The sequence below is a fragment of the Streptomyces sp. NPDC026417 genome (assembly GCF_055567695.1).
The window spans coordinates 143,871-161,359 of the sequence record NZ_JBVHPY010000017.1 but is presented as its reverse complement, the minus strand read 5'-3'; the positions used below and the strand labels follow the sequence as shown (position 1 = coordinate 161,359).

The window sequence follows — 17,489 nt, the reverse complement described above, 5'->3', positions numbered from 1 at the left end:
CCTCCTCGGCGCTACACCCGGTCGTGACCCGAACCGCGCTGCGCCACCAGGGCGTCGCGGATGTCCTTGAGCACCTCCAGCTCGGTCACCTCGATGATCTCGTGCGTGTCCTCCTTCGCCTTGCGGCGGGCCTCCTGCCGGGCCAGGTACTTGGACATGGGCAGGACCATCAGGAAGTAGACGACGGCGCCGGTGATCACGAAGCTGAGCGTCGCGCTGAGCACCGTGCCCCACATGATGGGGATGCCAATCGTGACCGTGCCGTCCTTGGCCATCGCGCAGGGCGACTTCAGGCACGAGTGGTACTTGTCGAGGTCCTTGGTGCCGAAGGCTCCCACCAGCGGGTTGATGATGCCCTTCACCACCGAGTTCACGACGTTGGTGAAGGCGGCGCCGATGACCACGGCGACGGCCAGGTCGATGACGTTCCCACGCATCAGGAAGGCCTTGAAGCCTTCCAGTACGCCCGGCTTCTTCTTCTCGCTCACCGAGAGCCCCCTCTGCACAAGTTGCGGAACAAACAGTTCCGCAACCTACGTCAGGGAGTCCCGGGCCTGTCCAATTGGGCCGCTCGATCGTGCGACTTGACGTGGGATCGCCGGTCAGCACAGCGTCACCGCCAGCCGGGCGGTGGTGCCGGCACCGGCCAGCCGCGTCGCCGTGGCCCGGGGCACCGCGAGGACGACCAGCGCTCCGGCCCCGGTCGCGACGGCGTCCGGCACGTCGGTCACGCGCGCCCCGGCGGCCACCACGCGCGCCCGGCCCCGGCCGTCCGCCGCGACGACGTCGACCCGGTCGCCGGGGCGCAGCAGCCTCACGGTGGCCGCGTCGGCGATGCGCACGGGGGCCGTGACCCGCTCCGCCGCGGGGCGCGCCCGCACCGGAGCGGAGGCCGGCGCCGGTCGGGCGGCGGCCGTCGGACGCCCGCGGGGGAGCCCCGCGTCACGGGGGCCGGCCGCCACGAGCGCGGCGGCCGTGACCGCCAGACCCGCCGCCACGGCCCTTCGGCGGTGCCGCAGCAGACGCCGGAACCGGCAGCGGGCGCCGCGCACGCGCACCGGTGCGAAGAGTGGCACCTCGCACCGGGGAGGTGCGTCGGTGCCCGCGGGGCCCGGTGCGTCGGTGTTCGACGGGCCCGTGAGGGGAGAGGAGAGCTGTGCCATGGGTGCCACCACCTGCGACGAGAGATCGGCTTGCGATCCCACGATGAGGGTTCGTGGCGAACCCCGCCGGAGCCCGTGGACGACCGACGGATTGTGGACAACTCCGTCACCCGAAGGGGAAGTTCCGCCTGCGCGGCCGGTGAGTTCGGCGCCCCTCGGTCAGGGCAGCTCGAACCCCGGGTCCATCCCGCCCAGCGCCGTCGTGCACAGGCAGTCGCGTGCCTCGCTCGACGGCAGTTCCGCGACCGCGTCGAAGAGCACCCCGCGCAGCCGGTCCACATTGGCCGCGAAGACCTTCAGCACCTCTTCGTGCGAGACGCCTTCGCCGGTCTCCGCACCCGCGTCGAGGTCCGTGACCAGGGTCAACGACGTGTAGCAGAGCTCCAGTTCACGGGCGAGCACGGCCTCGGGATGGCCCGTCATGCCCACCACCGACCAGCCCTGCGCCCGGTGCCACAGGGACTCGGCCCGGGTCGAGAACCGCGGGCCCTCGACGACCACGAGCGTGCCCCCGTCCACCGGCTCCCAGTCCCGTCCGCGGGCGGCGGCCAGCGCGGCCCTGCGCCCTGCGGGGCAGTACGGGTCGGCCAGCGACACGTGCACGACGTTCGGCACGTCGCCGCCGGGCAGCGGCAGTCCGTCGAAGTACGTCTGCGTCCGGGCCTTCGTACGGTCGACCAGCTGGTCCGGCACGAGCAGGGTCCCCGGGCCGTACTCGGGGCGCAGCCCGCCGACCGCGCAGGGGGCGAGCACCTGGCGCACTCCCACGGAGCGCAGGGCCCAGAGGTTGGCGCGGTAGTTGATGCGGTGGGGCGGCAGGTGGTGGCCGCGCCCGTGGCGGGGGAGGAACGCGACCCGCCGGCCGGCCACGTCGCCGAGGAAGAGGGAGTCGCTGGGCGGCCCGTAGGGGGTGTCGACCTGTATCTCGGTCACGTGGTCGAGGAACGAGTAGAGCCCCGAGCCGCCGATGACCCCGATCGCGGCGGTGGCCCGCGGCTGTGCCGACGCGGCCCGCTCGGCCGCCGCCGGGTTCTGTGCGTTCTCCGTGTTCGCCATGACGGCACCCTAACCGGGCCCGGACACGCCGAAGACCCTGCCGTCGGGGACGACAGGGTCTTGTAGGAAAGCCTTACGCGGCGGTGCTTCCGGCCGACGAGGAGCCGCTCGACGAGGAGCTGCCCGACGAGGAGCCGGCCGACGACTTCGAGTCCGACGAGGACGCCGGCTTCGAGTCGGACGACGAGCTCGCCGACTTCGTCGACGAGGCAGGGCTGCTGCTCGACGAGGAACCGCGGCTGTCATTGCGGTAGAACCCGGAGCCCTTGAAGACAATGCCGACCGCGGAGAACACCTTCTTCAGGCGGCCATCGCAGTTCGGGCACACGGTCAGGGCATCGTCCGTGAACTTCTGCACCGCCTCGAGGCCCTCGCCGCACTCGGTGCACTGGTACTGGTAGGTCGGCACTTGTCTTCCTCCTGGCACTCTCACTCAATGAGTGCTAACGACGGTCCATAGTGACGTATTCCTCGGCATCAGTCCACCGTCACCGGCGTGCGGTGACCGACGCCACGTGCGACCGTCCGGCTTCGGGGGCGCTGGGAGAGGTGGGAACGCAGGGCCACGAGGGTCACCAGAGCCAGTGCGGTTCCGGCCATCGGCACCAGGAAACCGGCACCGTCCCAGAGGCGGTCCTCAAGCTGTCCGGCCACCGTGACGGCGGCCGCCTGGCCGAGCGCGACGGCACCGGTCAACCAGGTGAACGCCTCGGTGCGGGCGCCCGCCGGCACCAGCCCCTCGACCAGCGTGTAGCCGGTGATCAGGGCGGGCGCGATGCACATGCCGACCAGCAGGCCGATCCCGGCGAGGACGACCACGGACTGGGCCGCCCACAGGCCGGACGCGGTCAGCGCGAGCGCCGCGTAGCCGAGGACGAGACGACGCTGCGGGGCGATCTTCCAGGCGACGGCGCCGCAGACGACCCCGGAGAGCATGTTGCCCGCGGCGAAGACCCCGTACAGCACACCGTTGAGGCCGGGTTCGCCGATCGACTCGCTGAACGCCGCGAGGGAGACCTGCATGCCGCCGAAGACGGAACCGATGCCGAGGAAGGCCACGATCAGGACGCGCACGCCGGGGATGGTCAGCGCGGAGGCGTGCTTCACGCGCATGTGGCCCTCGCCGAGCGCGGCGACGGCGGGCTGAGTGCTCTTCTGCGCGGCGAACAGCAGTCCGCCGATCAGGGTCAGCGCGGCCTCGGTCAGCAGACCCGCGGCCGGGTCCACGACGGTGCACAGGGCGGTCGCGAGCAGCGGGCCGAGGACGAAGGTCAGCTCGTCCGTGACGGACTCGAAGGCCGCGGCTGTCGTCATCAGGGGCGAGTCCTGCAGCTTCACGCCCCAGCGGGCCCGCACCATGGGGCCGACCTGGGGCACGGAGGCGCCGGTCGGCACGGCCGCGGCGAACAGTGCCCACAGGGGGGCGTCCGTCAGCGCCAGGGCCGTCAGGGACAGGCCCGCCAGGGCGTGCACGAGGACGCCGGGCAGCAGCACGGCACGCTGGCCGTGGCGGTCGGCGAGCCGCCCGCTGTAGGGGGCGAACAGCGCCATGGAGACGCCGGTGGCCGCCGCGACGGCGCCCGCCGCACCGTACGAGCCGGTGGTGTGCTGGACGAGGAGCACGATGGAGATGGTGAGCATCGCGAACGGCTGTCGCGCGGCGAAGCCGGGGAGCAGGAACGTCCAGGCGCCGCGGGTGCGCAGCAGCTGTCCGTATCCCGGGCGGGAGGTGACCGTGGATGCCACGGCCCGTGCCTTTCTGCCGCCTGGTAGCGCGCCCGTGCGGGGGCACCGAGAGCTGTCCTCTTGCGCGGAACTGCGGTAGATACCGGCGTCCTCGGCGGAGGACGTCACGGCCGCCATACGGTCGCGCCAGCTCTGCGTCAGGCAGAGTTGGTTCGATCAAAGGTGTGCCTTCATCGTACAGGGGTGCAGGCCTGTGGCGCCTGTGAAAACGAGCACCACCGCAGGACCTGCCTGCGAAAGCGTGACTGCCGCTATGGGCGACTATGTCCGTATCGGTCCCCTGTCCGTCCTGCTAGTGCCCCGCCCGGTGCTCCGTGCCCTCGGCGGCCGTGCCCAGCCAGCCCGCCAGCTTGCCGCCCTGCGCCACTGCGCGCAGCCGCCTCTCGGCCGCGTCGCGCACCGGGTCGGTCGCCACCACCAGCAGTTCGTCGCCGTACCGCAGGGTGGTCGTGGGCAGCGGTACGAAGGACCTGCCCTCCCGGACCACGAGGGTGACGGCGGCGCCCGGCGGCAGCCGGAGCTCGTTGATCTCCACGCCGTGCATCCGGGACCGCGCGGGGATCGCCACGGACAGCAGGTGCCCGCGCAGGCGCTCCAGCGGGGCGGACTCGATCCCGAGGTCGGCGGCCTCGGTGGACCGGCCCAGGCGCAGCTTCCGGGCCAGCCAGGGCAGGGTAGGGCCCTGGATGAGGGTGTAGACGACGACCAGGACGAAGACGATGTTGAAGATCCGGCGGCTCTCCTCGATGCCGCTCACCATCGGGATGGTCGCCAGGATGATGGGCACGGCGCCGCGCAGCCCTGCCCAGGCGATCAGCGTCTGCTCCTGCCACGGCATGCGGAAGGGCAGCAGGCTCGCGAAGACGCTCAGCGGCCGGGCCACCACGGTCAGCACCAGGCCTATGACGAGCGCGGGCCAGATGTCGTCACCCATCTCGTGCGGGGTGACCAGCAGGCCGAGCAGGACGAACATGCCGATCTGGGCGAGCCAGCCGAGCCCCTCGGCGAAGCCGCGCGTGGCGGGCCAGTGCGGCAGCTTGGCGTTGCCGAGCAGCATCGACGCGAGGTAGACGGCGAGGAAGCCGCTGCCGTGGGCGAGCGCGCCCGCCGCATAGGCCGTCACCGCGATCGCCATGACCGCGATCGGGTAGAGGCCGGAGGCGGGCAGGGCCACGTGCCGCAGCCCCCAGGCGCCCAGCCATCCGACGGCGAGGCCGACGGCGGCGCCGATGGTCAGTTCGAGGGCTATCTCGCCCACCAGGGCGTACCAGTGCTCCACCGGGCCGGCCGTGGAGAAGGCGACGACCAGGATCACCACCGGGGCGTCGTTGAATCCCGACTCCGCCTCCAGCACACCCGTCACGCGCGCGGGGAGGGGGATCTTCCGCAGGACCGAGAAGACCGCCGCGGCGTCCGTGGAGGACACCACCGCACCGATGATGAGCGCCTGCCGCCACTCCAGCCCGATCAGGTAGTGGGCGGCCGTGGCCGTGACCCCCACGCTCACGGCTACGCCGCCCAGGGCCAGTGAGGAGGCCGCCGGAAGGACCGGTCTGATCTCCTTCCACTTCGTGCCGAGACCGCCCTCGGCCAGGATCACGACGAGAGCCGCGTATCCGATGACCTGGGTCAGTTCGGCGTTGTTGAAGTGGATGTCGCCGATGCCGTCCTGGCCCATGGCGACGCCGATGCCGAGGTAGACGAGCAGGCTGGGAAGCCCGCTGCGCGACGAGATGCGGACCGCTGCCACCGCGATGAGCAGAACGAGCGAGCAGACGAGCAGGAGCTGGTTGAGGTGGTGGACAGTCAGCGGCCGTTCCCTTCTTCGGCCCGCGCATTTCGGGCGCGGGCTCGCGTACTACGGACCCAAGTACTTCATTACCTTACCTAAGTCTTGACTTTTTCTTGACACTCTTGGAGGCAAGATCGAACGCCCGTGCTCTCGGGTTCCCGACTCCGCGTCAAGGCGCGGTGGGCCCTGCGCCTATGGTTGCTCCTGCGCTCAGTCAAAAGCACAGCCCGCCCTGCCGCTCGCGTTAGGACAGCAAGGACAGCGATGCCCCCCAACACCACCGCCTCTTCCGGCCAAAAGCCCGGCAAGTCCGGCAGGAAGAAGGGGCGCAGAGCCCGTCTGATCGTGATCGTGCTGGTTCTGGCCATCGTCGGAGGCGTCGCCTACGGCGCGTACTGGAGCATCAGCACCGTCCGGGCCTCCTTCCCGCAGACCAAGGGTTCGATCACACTCGACGGGCTGTCAGGGCCCGTGGACGTGAAGCGGGACGGCTACGGCATCCCGCAGGTCTACGCCTCCTCGGACGAGGACCTGTTCATGGCGCAGGGCTACGTCCAGGCGCAGGACCGGTTCTACGAGATGGACGTGCGCCGGCACATGACGTCGGGGCGCCTGTCCGAGATGTTCGGCAAGGGCCAGGTCGAGAACGACGAGTTCCTGCGCACGCTCGGCTGGGACCGGGTGGCGAAGAAGGAGTACGACACCAAGCTGTCGGCCTCGACGAAGAAGTACCTCCAGGCCTACGCCAAGGGGGTCAACGCCTACCTGAAGGGCAAGGACGGCGAGGACCTCTCCCTGGAGTACGCGGCGCTGGGCTTCGCCAACGACTACAAGCCGCAGGAGTGGTCCCCGGTCGACTCGGTGGCCTGGCTCAAGGCGATGGCCTGGGACCTGCGCGGCAACATGCAGGAGGAGATCGACCGCTCCCTGATGACCAGCCGTCTCGGCCCCCAGCAGATCGCCGACCTGTACCCGGACTATCCGTACAGCCGGAACAAGACGATCGTGCAGGAGGGCCGGTACGACGAGGTCGGCCAGTCGTACGGGCAGGGGAGCACGAGCACCGGAACGGGCACGACGCCCGGCGCCTCGGCGGGCAGCGGGCTGGCCGGGGGCACCGCGGACCCCGACGGCCTGCAGAGCCAGCTGTCGGGTCTCTACGACGTGCTCGACGACGTGCCCACGGCCGTCGGGGTGAACGGCAACGGCATCGGCTCCAACTCGTGGGTCGTCGCCGGGAGCCACACCATCACCGGCAAGCCGCTGCTCGCCAACGACCCGCACCTGTCGGCGTCGCTGCCGTCCGTCTGGTACCAGATGGGCCTGCACTGCCGCAGCGTCGGCGACAAGTGCCGCTACGACGTCGCCGGCTACACCTTCGCGGGGATGCCCGGTGTCGTCATCGGCCACAACCGGGACATCGCCTGGGGCATGACGAACTCGGGTGTGGACGTCACCGACCTCTACCTGGAGAAGCTCACCGGGGACGGCTACCAGTACGACGGCAAGGTGCTGCCCTTCGAGACCCGCAGGGAGACGATCAAGGTCGCGGGCGCCAGGGCCAAGACGATCGTCGTCCGGGAGACCAACAACGGCCCGCTGCTGTCCGACCGCAACGACGAGCTCGTCAAGGTCGGCAGGAAGGCCACCGTCGACAGCGCGGCGCCCGACCGCGGTGACGGCTACGGCATCGCGCTGCGCTGGACCGCGCTGCAGCCGGGCACCTCCATGGACGCCGTCTTCGAGATGGACAGGGCCGCGAACTGGAGCGACTTCCGCAAGGCCTCGCAGTCCTTCGACGTGCCCTCGCAGAACCTGATCTACGCCGACACCGAGGGCAACATCGGCTACCAGCTGCCCGGCAAGATCCCCACGAGGGGCTCGGGCGACGGTTCGCTCCCGGCGCCGGGCTGGGAGCGCAAGTACCGGTGGACGGGCTTCGTGAAGCCGTCGGAGCTGCCGTACGAGTACAACCCCGAGCGGGGCTACATCGTGACGGCGAACCAGGCCGTCGTGGACGAGGACGAGTACCCCTACACACTCACCACGGACTGGGGCTACGGCTCGCGCAGCCAGCGCATCACCGACCTGATCGAGTCGAAGATCAAGGGCGGCGGCAAGGTCTCGACCGACGACATGCGGCAGATGCAGCTCGACAACAGCAGCGAGATCGCCAAGCTGCTGGTGCCCAAGCTGCTCAAGATCGACGTGTCGGACAAGAGCGTGCGCGAGGCCCAGAAGCTTCTGGAGGGCTGGGACTACACCCAGGACGCCGACTCGGCGGCGGCCGCGTACTTCAACGCCACCTGGCGCAACATCCTCAAGCTCGCCTTCGGCAACAAGCTGCCCAAGGAGCTGCGGGTCAAGGGCCAGTGCCTGAACGTCGACCGGGTCGACACGACCGGGCCCGCGGACGAGGACCAGAAGGTGCGCGAGTGCGGCCAGCGCGACGCGGACCAGGCGCAGCCGGACGGCGGCGACCGCTGGTTCGAGGTGGTCCGCAAGATCATCGACGACGAGGACAACGACTGGTGGAAGGCGCCCAAGACGCGCCTCGACAAGGCGAGCAGCACCCGGGACGCGCTGTTCGCGCGGGCCATGAAGGACGCCCGGTGGGAGCTGACCGCCAAGCTCGGCAAGGACATCGACACCTGGAGCTGGGGCCGGCTGCACCGCCTGTTCCTGAAGAACCAGACGCTCGGCACCGAGGGGCCCCGCGTCGTGCAGTACATGCTCAACCGCGGCCCCTGGAAGCTCAGCGGCGGCGAGGCGACGGTCAACGCGACCGGGTGGAACGCGGCCGGCGGCTACGGCGTCGTCTGGGTGCCGTCGATGCGGATGGTGGTCAACCTCGGCGACCTGGACAAGTCCAAGTGGATCAACCTGTCCGGTGCCTCGGGGCACGCCTACAGCGCCCACTACACCGACCAGACGGACAAGTGGGCCAAGGGTGAGCTGCTGCCCTGGTCCTTCTCGGACAAGGCGGTCGACCGGAGCACCAGCGACACACTGCTGCTGAAGCCCTGACGCCGGCGGATCGCGGAACGGCCCTCCACGCACGCGTGGAGGGCCGTTCCGCTTTTTCCGGGCAGGCGCCGGGCCGCAGGACGTCAGCGGAAGCGCCGTACCGCCGACGGCGTGACCACGGCGTGCACCGGCCGGTCGTGGGGCTCCTCGGGGACCCGCTCGACGACCTCCGTGTCGTAGAGCAGCACCACCAGGGCGGGATCGGCCCCCGCGCGCTCCAGACGGGCCAGTACGCGGTCGTACGAGCCACCGCCGCGGCCCAGGCGCATCCCGCGCCCGTCCACCGCCAGACCGGGCAGCAGGACGGCCTCCGCCTCCTGGACGGCCGCCGGTCCGAGGCGCTCGCCCGCCGGCTCCAAGAGGGCCATCCGCCCGCCGTGTTGGACGCGTACGAGCGAGTCCGCCCCGGTGTACGCCCCCCAGTCGAGGTCGTTGTCCGGCAGCAGGACCGGCAGGAGCACCCGCACCCGGCGTGCGAGGAGCGCGTCGAGGAGCGCGAGCGTGCCCGGCTCACTCCCCACCGAGACGTACGCCGCCACCGTGCCGGCGTGCGCCAGCTCCGGCAGCTCCAGGGCCCGCACCGCGAGGGCCTCGGCCGTTTCCTGCACGTCATCCGCCGTCAACCGGCTTCTCACCGCGAGGAGCTCTCGCCGCAACGTTCGTTTGGCAGGCTCGGCTTCGTGTCCCAGGTGACTCACAGGCGGCTTCCGTATCCTTCGTAATGTGCTCATATGAGAACGAATTAACCGGAGCCACAGAATCCGCACATAGCCACCGGATATGGTTGCGGGCATGACTGAGTCGCACCCCAGGATCACCAAGGCTGTCATCCCCGCAGCAGGTCTCGGCACCCGGTTCCTGCCGGCCACCAAGGCCACTCCCAAGGAGATGCTGCCGGTCGTCGACAAGCCGGCGATCCAGTACGTGGTCGAAGAGGCCGTGTCGGCGGGGCTGGACGACGTCCTCATGATCACGGGCCGCAACAAACGCCCCCTCGAGGACCACTTCGACCGCAACTACGAACTGGAGTCGGCCCTCCAGAAGAAGGGCGACGCCGGACGGCTCGCCAAGGTCCAGGAGTCCAGCGACCTCGCAACGATGCACTACGTGCGTCAGGGCGACCCCAAGGGGCTCGGCCACGCCGTCCTGTGCGCGGCACCGCACGTCGGCCACGAACCCTTCGCCGTCCTGCTCGGCGACGACCTGATCGACCCGCGCGACCCGCTCCTCGCCCGCATGGTCGAGGTCCAGGAGCAGCACGGCGGCAGCGTCGTCGCCCTCATGGAGGTGGCGCCCGAGCAGATCCACCTCTACGGCTGCGCCGCCGTCGAGGCCACCGGCGAGGGCGACCTCGTCAAGGTGACGGGCCTGGTCGAGAAGCCCGACGCGGCGGACGCCCCCAGCAACTACGCCATCATCGGCCGCTACGTACTCGACCCGAGCATCTTCGGCATACTGCGCAAGACCGAGCCGGGCCGCGGCGGCGAGATCCAGCTCACCGACGCCCTCCAGCAGCTCGCCACGGACGAGAAGGTCGGCGGCCCGGTGCACGGCGTGGTCTTCGAGGGCCGCCGCTATGACACCGGCGACCGAGGCGACTATCTGCGTGCCATTGTCAGACTCGCGTGCGAACGTGAAGACCTGGGACCGGACTTCCGGGCCTGGCTTCGCAGTTACGTAGCCGAGGAGATGTAACACGTGAGCAGCGCCGCGACCCGCGCCACCGGCCAGGACCACCTCTGGTCGGTGACCGAGCACCTGGAGGACATCCTCGCGACCGTCCGCCCCCTGGAACCCATCGAGCTGCAACTCCTCGACGCCCAGGGCTGCGTCCTGGTCGAGGACGTCACGGTGCCGGTCTCGCTGCCGCCGTTCGACAACAGCTCGATGGACGGGTACGCGGTCAGGGTCGCCGATGTCGCGGGCGCGAGCGAGGAGTTCCCGGCCGCGCTGACGGTGGTCGGCGACGTGGCCGCGGGCCAGGCCGACCAGCCGTACGTGGGTCCCGGTGAGGCCGCCCGCATCATGACCGGCGCCCCGCTGCCGCCCGGCGCCGAGACGGTCGTCCCCGTCGAGTGGACCGACGGCGGCCTCGGCGAGGGAGCCGTCTCCGGGATGCGCGCCCACAGTTCGGCCCCCGAGGGGGCCTCCGGCCGGGTGCACGTGCACCGCCCGGCCCCGGCGCGCGCCCACGTGCGTGCCAAGGGCAGCGACGTGAAGGCCGGCGACCGCGCGCTGGAGGCCGGCACGATCCTGGGCCCGCCGCAGATCGCCCTGCTCGCCGCGATCGGGCGCGGCACCGTGCGGGTGCGCCCGCGCCCGCGCGTCGTCGTGCTGTCCACCGGCAGCGAACTGGTCCAGCCCGACGAGCAGCTGGGCAACGGCCAGATCTACGACTCCAACAGCTTCGCCCTGTGCGCCGCCGCGCGGGACGCCGGGGCCATCGCCTACCGCGTGGGCGCGGTCGCCGACGACGCCGAGACGCTCCGCTCCACGATCGAGGACCAGCTCATCCGGGCGGACCTCGTCGTCACGACGGGCGGCGTCAGCGTCGGTGCGTACGACGTCGTCAAGGAAGCCCTGTCCTCCGTCGGCGACGAGGACGAGGAGGGCGGCGGCATCGACTTCCGCAAGCTCGCCATGCAGCCGGGCAAGCCCCAGGGATTCGGCTCCATCGGCCCCGAGCACACCCCGCTGCTCGCGCTCCCCGGCAACCCCGTGTCGTCGTACGTCTCCTTCGAGCTGTTCGCCCGCCCCGCGATCCGCACCCTGATGGGCCTGGAGGACGTCCACCGGCCGACCACCAGGGCAACCCTGGACACGGACAAGGCACTGACCTCCCCCGAGGGCCGCCGGCAGTTCCTGCGCGGCACGTACGCGGACGGCAGGGTGAAGCCCGTCGGCGGCGCCGGATCCCACCTGGTCGCCGCCCTGGCGCATGCGGACGCGCTGATCGTGGTCCCCGAGGAGGCCACCTCGGTCGAGCCCGGTGCCGACGTCGAGGTCGTCCTGCTGGGCTGAGCGGCGGGCCGGAGCGGTTCCGTCCGCGCGGGCGGCGGGCCGGGGAGGGGCCTGTTCCGCTCGGCACCCCGAGTTGGCGGTACCGTGTCGCGCACAACAGGCCACGCGCCGCACCGCGAGGGGCCCTGACCGGGAGCGCCACAGCAGATGAGTACGCAGGACCGACTGACGCACATCGACGAGGCGGGCGCGGCCCGCATGGTCGACGTATCCGGGAAGGACGTGACCGCGCGCACCGCCCGCGCCAGCGGCCGCGTCCTGGTCTCGCCCCGGGTGGTCGAGCTGCTGCGCGGCGAGGGGGTCCCCAAGGGCGACGCCCTCGCGACCGCGCGCATCGCGGGCATCATGGGTGCCAAACGCACCCCGGACCTGATTCCGCTCTGCCACCCGTTGTCGGTGTCGGGTGTGAAACTGGATCTGTCGGTCGCGGACGACGCCGTCGAGATCCTCGCCACCGTGAAGACCACGGACCGCACGGGGGTCGAGATGGAGGCCCTGACCGCGGTCAGCGTGGCGGCGCTCACCGTGATCGACATGGTCAAGGCGGTCGACAAGGGAGCGGTCATCACGGACGTGCGGGTCGAGGCGAAGACGGGCGGCAAGTCGGGCGACTGGAGCCGGGCATGACCGTTCCGTCCTACCGTGCGCTCGTCGTCACCGCCTCCAACCGCGCCGCCGCGGGGGTCTACGAGGACCGGGGCGGACCGCTGATCGCCGAGGCGCTCGCCGCGTACGGCTTCCAGGTGGACGGCCCGAGGGTCGTCCCGGATGGGGACCCCGTGGAGGCCGCCCTGCGCACCGGCGTCGAAGCCGGGTACGACGTCATCGTCACCACCGGCGGCACCGGCATCTCGCCCACCGACCGGACGCCCGAGGCCACCCGGCGGGTCCTCGACCACGAGGTCCCGGGCATTCCGGAGGCCATCAGGGCGTTCGGCAGGGAGAAGGTGCCGACGGCGGCGCTGTCCCGGGGGCTCGCGGGTGTCGCGGGACGGACGCTGATCGTCAACCTGCCGGGTTCCACCGGCGGGGTCCGGGACGGCCTGGCCGTGCTGGAGCCCCTGCTGACCCACGCCGTCGACCAGATCCGGGGCGGCGACCACCCGAGACCGAGCGGCAGTGGGGGTGCGAGCTGAACAGCCCATCCTGGCCCGTCGAGCTGCGGGAGGGCGACGTCGTCCTGCGGCCGATAAAGGTGCGCGACCAGCGGGCCTGGCGCGAGGTGAACCGGCGCAACCGCGACTGGCTGCGGCCCTGGGAGGCGACGATCCCGCCGCCCACGCCGAGCGGGCCCATAGCGCATCGGCCGACGTACCGGCAGATGGTCCGCCACCTGCGCGCCGAGGCCAACGCGGGCCGGATGCTGCCCTTCGTGATCGAGTACCAGGGCCGGCTCGTCGGGCAGCTGACGGTCGCCGGAATCACCTGGGGATCGATGTGCTCCGGGCATGTGGGCTACTGGGTGGACGAAGCGGTCGCGGGGCGCGGCGTGATGCCGACGGCCGTCGCACTGGCGGCCGACCACTGCTTCCGCACGGTCGGACTGCACCGCATCGAAGTCTGTATTCGCCCCGAGAACGGGCCGAGCCGCCGGGTCGTGGAGAAACTCGGATTCCGTGAGGAAGGGCTTCGCCCGCGTTATCTCCACATCGACGGGGCCTGGCGCGACCATCTCGTCTTCGCACTGACCGCGGAGGAGGCGGCCGAGGGGCTGCTGGCCCGCTGGCAGCGCAGACGCGCCCGCCACTCCCGCGAGAACAGCCCGGGGGACCAGTCCCCGAACGCGCCGCGGAACACCCTGTGACGCTGTGAATGCGCGGTTGGCCGGTTCACAGCCCGACCGACCCGGGAAATGAAATAAATGTTCGAAATTGATCGACTGGCGATCACCTGAGGGCGTTAATTTGGCGCTGTCGGCGGGCTGCTGATCGCATCGGTCACAAAAAAAGCTCGAAATATCAGCCAGATCGTGCGACACACCGGCGCAATTGGCAGATGGCCTCACGCAAACCCCTCTACCGTGTGAGGCGTGAGCAGCAGCGGCCTCATCTACGCAGTCATTGTCGGGGCCTGGGCCGCCTACTTGGTGCCGATGTGGCTCCGTAGGCAGGACGAGCTGAACGAAGCCCGTCCGACGGAACGCTTCAGCACCGCCATCCGGCTGCTGTCCGGACGGGCGGGAATGGAGCGCCGGTACGCCAAGGACCTGCAGGCGCGCTCCGCCGACGAGGAGGAGCCCAGCGCCGATCCGGACGGCGTCACCGACTCGGTGGACGTCCGGGCCTTCGCCATGCCGCCGACCGAGCCGCAGGCTCCGGCGCAGCCGCGGTCCCGGACGCACGCCCAGGCGCAACAGCGTCCCCAGGCACAGGCACAGGTTCCGGCGGAGCCCGCGGACCGGCGCGAGGCGCCGGCCCCGTCCGGCGACAGACCGGCGCCCCGCGCGGCCGACAGGCCCGCGTCCCGGACCGCCGACAGACCCCTGCCGCGGCAGTCCGGCCCGTCCGCCAGGGTCGGCCACTCCGCGCAGTCCGCCAACTCCGCCGCCGCGGCGTCCGCTTCGGCGGAGCCGACGGCGCACTCCGTACCGGCCGCGCGTCGTGCCTCCTCGGCCGAGGCCGCAGCGCGTGCCCGGCGCTCGAAGGTGCTCGCGCGCCGACGGCGTACGACCGTCATGCTCTTCATCGCCTTCACGCTCGGCGCGATCGTCGCGGCGGTCGGCGGGCTGGCCTTCCTGTGGGCGCCCGGCGTGCCCGCGGTCCTGCTGAGCGGGTACATCGCCTATCTGCGGGCCCAGGAGCGGCGGCGCTTCACCTACGTGATGGACCGGCAGCGGGCCGAGGCGGCGGCGCAGCGGCTGCGTGAGCGGCAGCCCCGGCGGCGGCCGCCCGTGGACCCGGGCGCGGACGAGCCCGACGACTCACCCGAACCCGAGGCCGACTCCGGCCTGTCCGCGCTCGCCGCCGACCGCCGGGCCCTGGTCGAGCAGACCGACCACGCGGAGTGGGTCGACCAGCAGCGCGAGCGGCAGCGGCGGCCCGGTCACGGGGACAGCTGGGACCCGGTGCCCGTCCCGCTGCCGACGTACGTCACCGCTCCGGTCGCCCCGCGGGCCACGCCCAGTGTGGATCTCGGCGCGCCGGACGCGTGGAGCTCGGCACGCTCCAGTGCCGCGGAGCCGAGCGCGCCGGAGGCGGAGCCCGTCGCCGAGGAGCGGCCCGAGGCCGCCGACGGCGACGACCGCTGCGACGCCCGCCGGGCCGCGTCCGCCCGCCGGGCCCGTGAGCGGGGGCGCACCCCGCTCTTCGACCAGTACGAGGACGGCGACCGGCCGCGGGCGGCCAACGAGTGACGGGCGGTGGCCGTCCGGGGCCCTGGTGACCTGCCAGGAACGGATTTCCAAGCACCCGGACGGGGATGCTAGAGTTTCACTCGTTGCAAGGGCCTGTGGCGCAGTCCGGTAGCGCACCTCGTTCGCATCGAGGGGGCCAGGGGTTCAAATCCCCTCAGGTCCACTGCAATTCAGAACCCCGTCGGATTCGTCCGGCGGGGTTCTTGCGTGTCCGGGCGTCAGAGCGGCTTCGCGAAGCAGCGGCTCAGGGGCTCGTGGCGGTACAGGCCGAACTTGGCGCAGGGCTCGTAGCCGCTGGAGGTGTACAGCGCGATGGCCTCCGGCTGCTTCGTGCCGGTCTCCAGGACCATGCGGGAGCGTCCTGCCGCGCGGGCGTCGTCCTCCAGGGCCGACAGGATGCGCCGGGCCAGACCGAGGCCGCGGGCCTCCGGGGTCACATACATCCGCTTGAGCTCGGCGTCGCCGTCCGCGTAGCCCTCGGGGTTCTCGTCCTGGGTGCGCCAGCCGCCCGTGGCCACCGGCCGCTCCCGGTCGTCGTACGCGACGAGGTACAGACCCGACGGCGGCTGGAACATCGACGGATCGAGCGGTGTGACGTCTCCCTCGTCCCCGTAGCGCTCGGCGTATTCGAGCTGCACCTGGTCGTTGAGCTTGACGGCGTCGGGGTGGTCGTAGGGGACCGGACGGATATTCATGCGATGCATCGTACATCTATGCGCCGGAACGGGTCCCCGGATTAAGTATCGTGCGCGGGTGCTGACTGTTACCTCTGTGAATGTGAACGGGCTCCGGGCCGCCGCCAGGAAGGGCTTCGTGGAGTGGCTGACGGAGACCTCCGCGGACGTCCTGTGCCTGCAGGAGGTGCGGGCCGAGCCGGCGCAGCTCCCGGACGCCGTGCGGGCGCCTGAGGGGTGGCACGTGGTGCACGCGCCCGCCGCGGCGAAGGGGCGGGCCGGTGTGTCCCTCTACACACGCCGTGAGCCCGACCGGGTCCGGATCGGGTTCGGGTCCGCGGAGTTCGACTCCAGCGGACGGTACGTCGAGGCCGATCTGCCCGGCGTCACCGTCGCCAGCCTCTATCTGCCCTCGGGTGAGGTGGGGACCGAGCGGCAGGACGAGAAGATCCGGTTCATGGGGGAGTTCCTCGGCCACCTGAAGGTGCTGCGCGAGCGGGCCGCCGCCGACGGGCGCGAGGTCGTCGTCTGCGGCGACTGGAACATCGCCCACCAGGAGGCTGACCTCAAGAACTGGCGCGGCAACCGCAAGAACTCCGGGTTCCTGCCGGAGGAGCGGGAGTGGCTCGGCCAGGTCCTCGGTGAAGGCGCCGGATACGTCGACGTCGTCCGTGCGCTGCACCCCGACGTCGAGGGTCCGTACACGTGGTGGTCCTACCGGGGGCGGGCCTTCGACAACGACACCGGCTGGCGGATCGACTACCAGATGTCCACGCCGGGGCTCGCCGGCAAGGCCGTGAAGGGCTTCGTGGAGCGGGCGGCGACGCACGAGGAGCGCTGGTCGGACCACGCGCCCGTGACGGTCGTCTACGACCTGTAGGCCCCGCCGGCCGGGCGCGCCGCCTCAGGGCGTGCGGCGCAGCCGGCGGTCCAGGGCCATCGACAGTTCCGCCTCCACCACGCTCTTCGCCAGCGGGCGCAGGCGCTGGAGGTCCTCCGGTGTGCGGTCCCGGGTGAGGACGAGATCGGTGAAGAGCGCGGCCAGTGCTTCGGTGTGCTCGCGTACGCGGCGGGCGGCGCCGAGGACGTCCGCGAGCGGGATGCCCTCGCGGACCAGGGCCGCGGACACGTCGAGGAGCCGCCGGCTGATGTGCACGATCTCGGTCCCGTCGGTGCCGAGATAGCCGAGGTCGAGTGCGGCGGCGAGGTTCTCCGGGGTGGCCTGGCCCTCGAAGACGTCGGCCAGTTCCTCGGGGGAGAGGCGGACCGGGGTCTCCTCGCTGGGCTCGCCGAGGCCCAGCAGCTCGCCGACGTCCCTGCCGTGGTCGAAGGCCTCGGCCAGCTCCGCGATGCCGTTCAGCGTGTGGCCGCGTTCCAGCAGTGCCGAGATCGTCCGCAGCCGGGCCAGGTGGCCGTCGTCGTACCAGGCGATGCGGCCCTCGCGGCGCGGGGGCGGGATCAGTTTGCGCTCGCGGTAGAAACGCAGGGTGCGCACGGTGATGCCGGCCTCCTTGGCCAGTTCCTCCATGCGGTACTCGCGCCTGCCCGGCTCGGGCGCGCCGGCCCGTGCCGCCGCCTCGGCGTCGCGTTCTCCTGTTCCGTCAGCCACGTCGGCACCCTACGTCGTACCCGGGGTAACTTTCCCGGTCCCGACCCCT

General features: G+C 71.4%; 17 protein-coding genes and 1 tRNA gene. 9 read left to right on the top strand and 9 right to left on the bottom strand.

What is annotated here, in order from left to right; translation table 11 throughout:
• Positions 1 to 11: 11 nt before the first annotated feature.
• From ACZ4NT_RS25800 to ACZ4NT_RS25775, 6 genes are all read right to left on the bottom strand, one after another.
• A complete protein-coding gene (locus ACZ4NT_RS25800; protein ID WP_467727854.1) occupies positions 12 to 488 on the bottom strand; it encodes a large conductance mechanosensitive channel protein MscL in 477 nt (158 codons plus the stop codon).
• Positions 489 to 602: 114 nt separating this feature from the next.
• A complete protein-coding gene (locus tag ACZ4NT_RS25795) occupies positions 603 to 1,163 on the bottom strand; it encodes a hypothetical protein (RefSeq protein WP_467727852.1) in 561 nt (186 codons plus the stop codon).
• Between the two features lie 159 nt (positions 1,164 to 1,322).
• A complete protein-coding gene (locus tag ACZ4NT_RS25790; protein ID WP_467727851.1) occupies positions 1,323 to 2,219 on the bottom strand; it encodes an S-methyl-5'-thioadenosine phosphorylase in 897 nt (298 codons plus the stop codon).
• A 73-nt stretch (positions 2,220 to 2,292) separates the two neighbouring features.
• On the bottom strand, positions 2,293 to 2,628 hold the full coding sequence (locus ACZ4NT_RS25785) for an FmdB family zinc ribbon protein (protein WP_121402403.1): 336 nt from the start codon (positions 2,626 to 2,628) through the stop codon (positions 2,293 to 2,295).
• A 68-nt stretch (positions 2,629 to 2,696) separates the two neighbouring features.
• Complete coding sequence (locus tag ACZ4NT_RS25780) at positions 2,697 to 3,965, bottom strand: MFS transporter (protein WP_467727849.1); 1,269 nt, start codon at positions 3,963 to 3,965, stop codon at positions 2,697 to 2,699.
• A gap of 292 nt (positions 3,966 to 4,257) precedes the next feature.
• Complete coding sequence (locus tag ACZ4NT_RS25775; protein ID WP_121402405.1) at positions 4,258 to 5,775, bottom strand: potassium/proton antiporter; 1,518 nt, start codon at positions 5,773 to 5,775, stop codon at positions 4,258 to 4,260.
• 246 nt (positions 5,776 to 6,021) lie between these two features.
• Between ACZ4NT_RS25775 and ACZ4NT_RS25770 the strand changes: the two genes are divergently transcribed.
• A complete protein-coding gene (locus ACZ4NT_RS25770; protein ID WP_467727847.1) occupies positions 6,022 to 8,784 on the top strand; it encodes a penicillin acylase family protein in 2,763 nt (920 codons plus the stop codon).
• An 83-nt stretch (positions 8,785 to 8,867) separates the two neighbouring features.
• On the opposite strand, the gene ACZ4NT_RS25765 is transcribed toward ACZ4NT_RS25770, so the two are convergent.
• Positions 8,868 to 9,515 (bottom strand): 5-formyltetrahydrofolate cyclo-ligase, encoded by a 648-nt coding sequence (locus ACZ4NT_RS25765; protein ID WP_467727845.1) that lies wholly within the window; start codon positions 9,513 to 9,515, stop codon positions 8,868 to 8,870.
• Positions 9,516 to 9,576: 61 nt separating this feature from the next.
• Between ACZ4NT_RS25765 and galU the strand changes: the two genes are divergently transcribed.
• The 7 genes from galU (at position 9,577) to ACZ4NT_RS25730 (ending at position 15,320) form a co-directional block, all read left to right on the top strand.
• Complete coding sequence (gene galU / locus ACZ4NT_RS25760; RefSeq protein WP_121402408.1) at positions 9,577 to 10,479, top strand: UTP--glucose-1-phosphate uridylyltransferase GalU; 903 nt, start codon at positions 9,577 to 9,579, stop codon at positions 10,477 to 10,479.
• Positions 10,480 to 10,482: 3 nt separating this feature from the next.
• On the top strand, positions 10,483 to 11,805 hold the full coding sequence (gene glp, locus ACZ4NT_RS25755; RefSeq protein WP_121402409.1) for a molybdotransferase-like divisome protein Glp: 1,323 nt from the start codon (positions 10,483 to 10,485) through the stop codon (positions 11,803 to 11,805).
• A 147-nt stretch (positions 11,806 to 11,952) separates the two neighbouring features.
• A complete protein-coding gene (gene moaC / locus ACZ4NT_RS25750) occupies positions 11,953 to 12,432 on the top strand; it encodes a cyclic pyranopterin monophosphate synthase MoaC (protein ID WP_121402410.1) in 480 nt (159 codons plus the stop codon).
• A complete protein-coding gene (locus ACZ4NT_RS25745; RefSeq protein ID WP_121402411.1) occupies positions 12,429 to 12,941 on the top strand; it encodes a MogA/MoaB family molybdenum cofactor biosynthesis protein in 513 nt (170 codons plus the stop codon). Before moaC ends, ACZ4NT_RS25745 begins: the two co-directional genes overlap by 4 nt.
• Positions 12,938 to 13,609, top strand: coding sequence for a GNAT family N-acetyltransferase (locus ACZ4NT_RS25740; protein WP_121402412.1), 672 nt, complete (start codon positions 12,938 to 12,940; stop codon positions 13,607 to 13,609). The genes ACZ4NT_RS25745 and ACZ4NT_RS25740 overlap by 4 nt, the downstream gene beginning before the upstream one ends.
• Before the next feature lie 225 nt (positions 13,610 to 13,834).
• On the top strand, positions 13,835 to 15,157 hold the full coding sequence (gene sepX, locus ACZ4NT_RS25735) for a divisome protein SepX/GlpR (protein WP_467727840.1): 1,323 nt from the start codon (positions 13,835 to 13,837) through the stop codon (positions 15,155 to 15,157).
• A gap of 89 nt (positions 15,158 to 15,246) precedes the next feature.
• A tRNA-Ala gene (locus ACZ4NT_RS25730) sits at positions 15,247 to 15,320 on the top strand.
• Between the two features lie 55 nt (positions 15,321 to 15,375).
• On the opposite strand, the gene ACZ4NT_RS25725 is transcribed toward ACZ4NT_RS25730, so the two are convergent.
• The gene (locus ACZ4NT_RS25725) at positions 15,376 to 15,852 is read right to left on the bottom strand and encodes a GNAT family N-acetyltransferase (protein ID WP_121402414.1); all 477 of its coding nucleotides are present in this window, start codon (positions 15,850 to 15,852) and stop codon (positions 15,376 to 15,378) included.
• 58 nt (positions 15,853 to 15,910) lie between these two features.
• Between ACZ4NT_RS25725 and ACZ4NT_RS25720 the strand changes: the two genes are divergently transcribed.
• On the top strand, positions 15,911 to 16,711 hold the full coding sequence (locus ACZ4NT_RS25720) for an exodeoxyribonuclease III (RefSeq protein ID WP_121402415.1): 801 nt from the start codon (positions 15,911 to 15,913) through the stop codon (positions 16,709 to 16,711).
• A 24-nt stretch (positions 16,712 to 16,735) separates the two neighbouring features.
• Here the strand turns inward: ACZ4NT_RS25720 and ACZ4NT_RS25715 are convergent, their stop codons facing one another.
• Positions 16,736 to 17,359, bottom strand: coding sequence for a MerR family transcriptional regulator (locus ACZ4NT_RS25715; protein ID WP_121404687.1), 624 nt, complete (start codon positions 17,357 to 17,359; stop codon positions 16,736 to 16,738).
• Between the last annotated feature and the right edge of the window lie 130 nt (positions 17,360 to 17,489).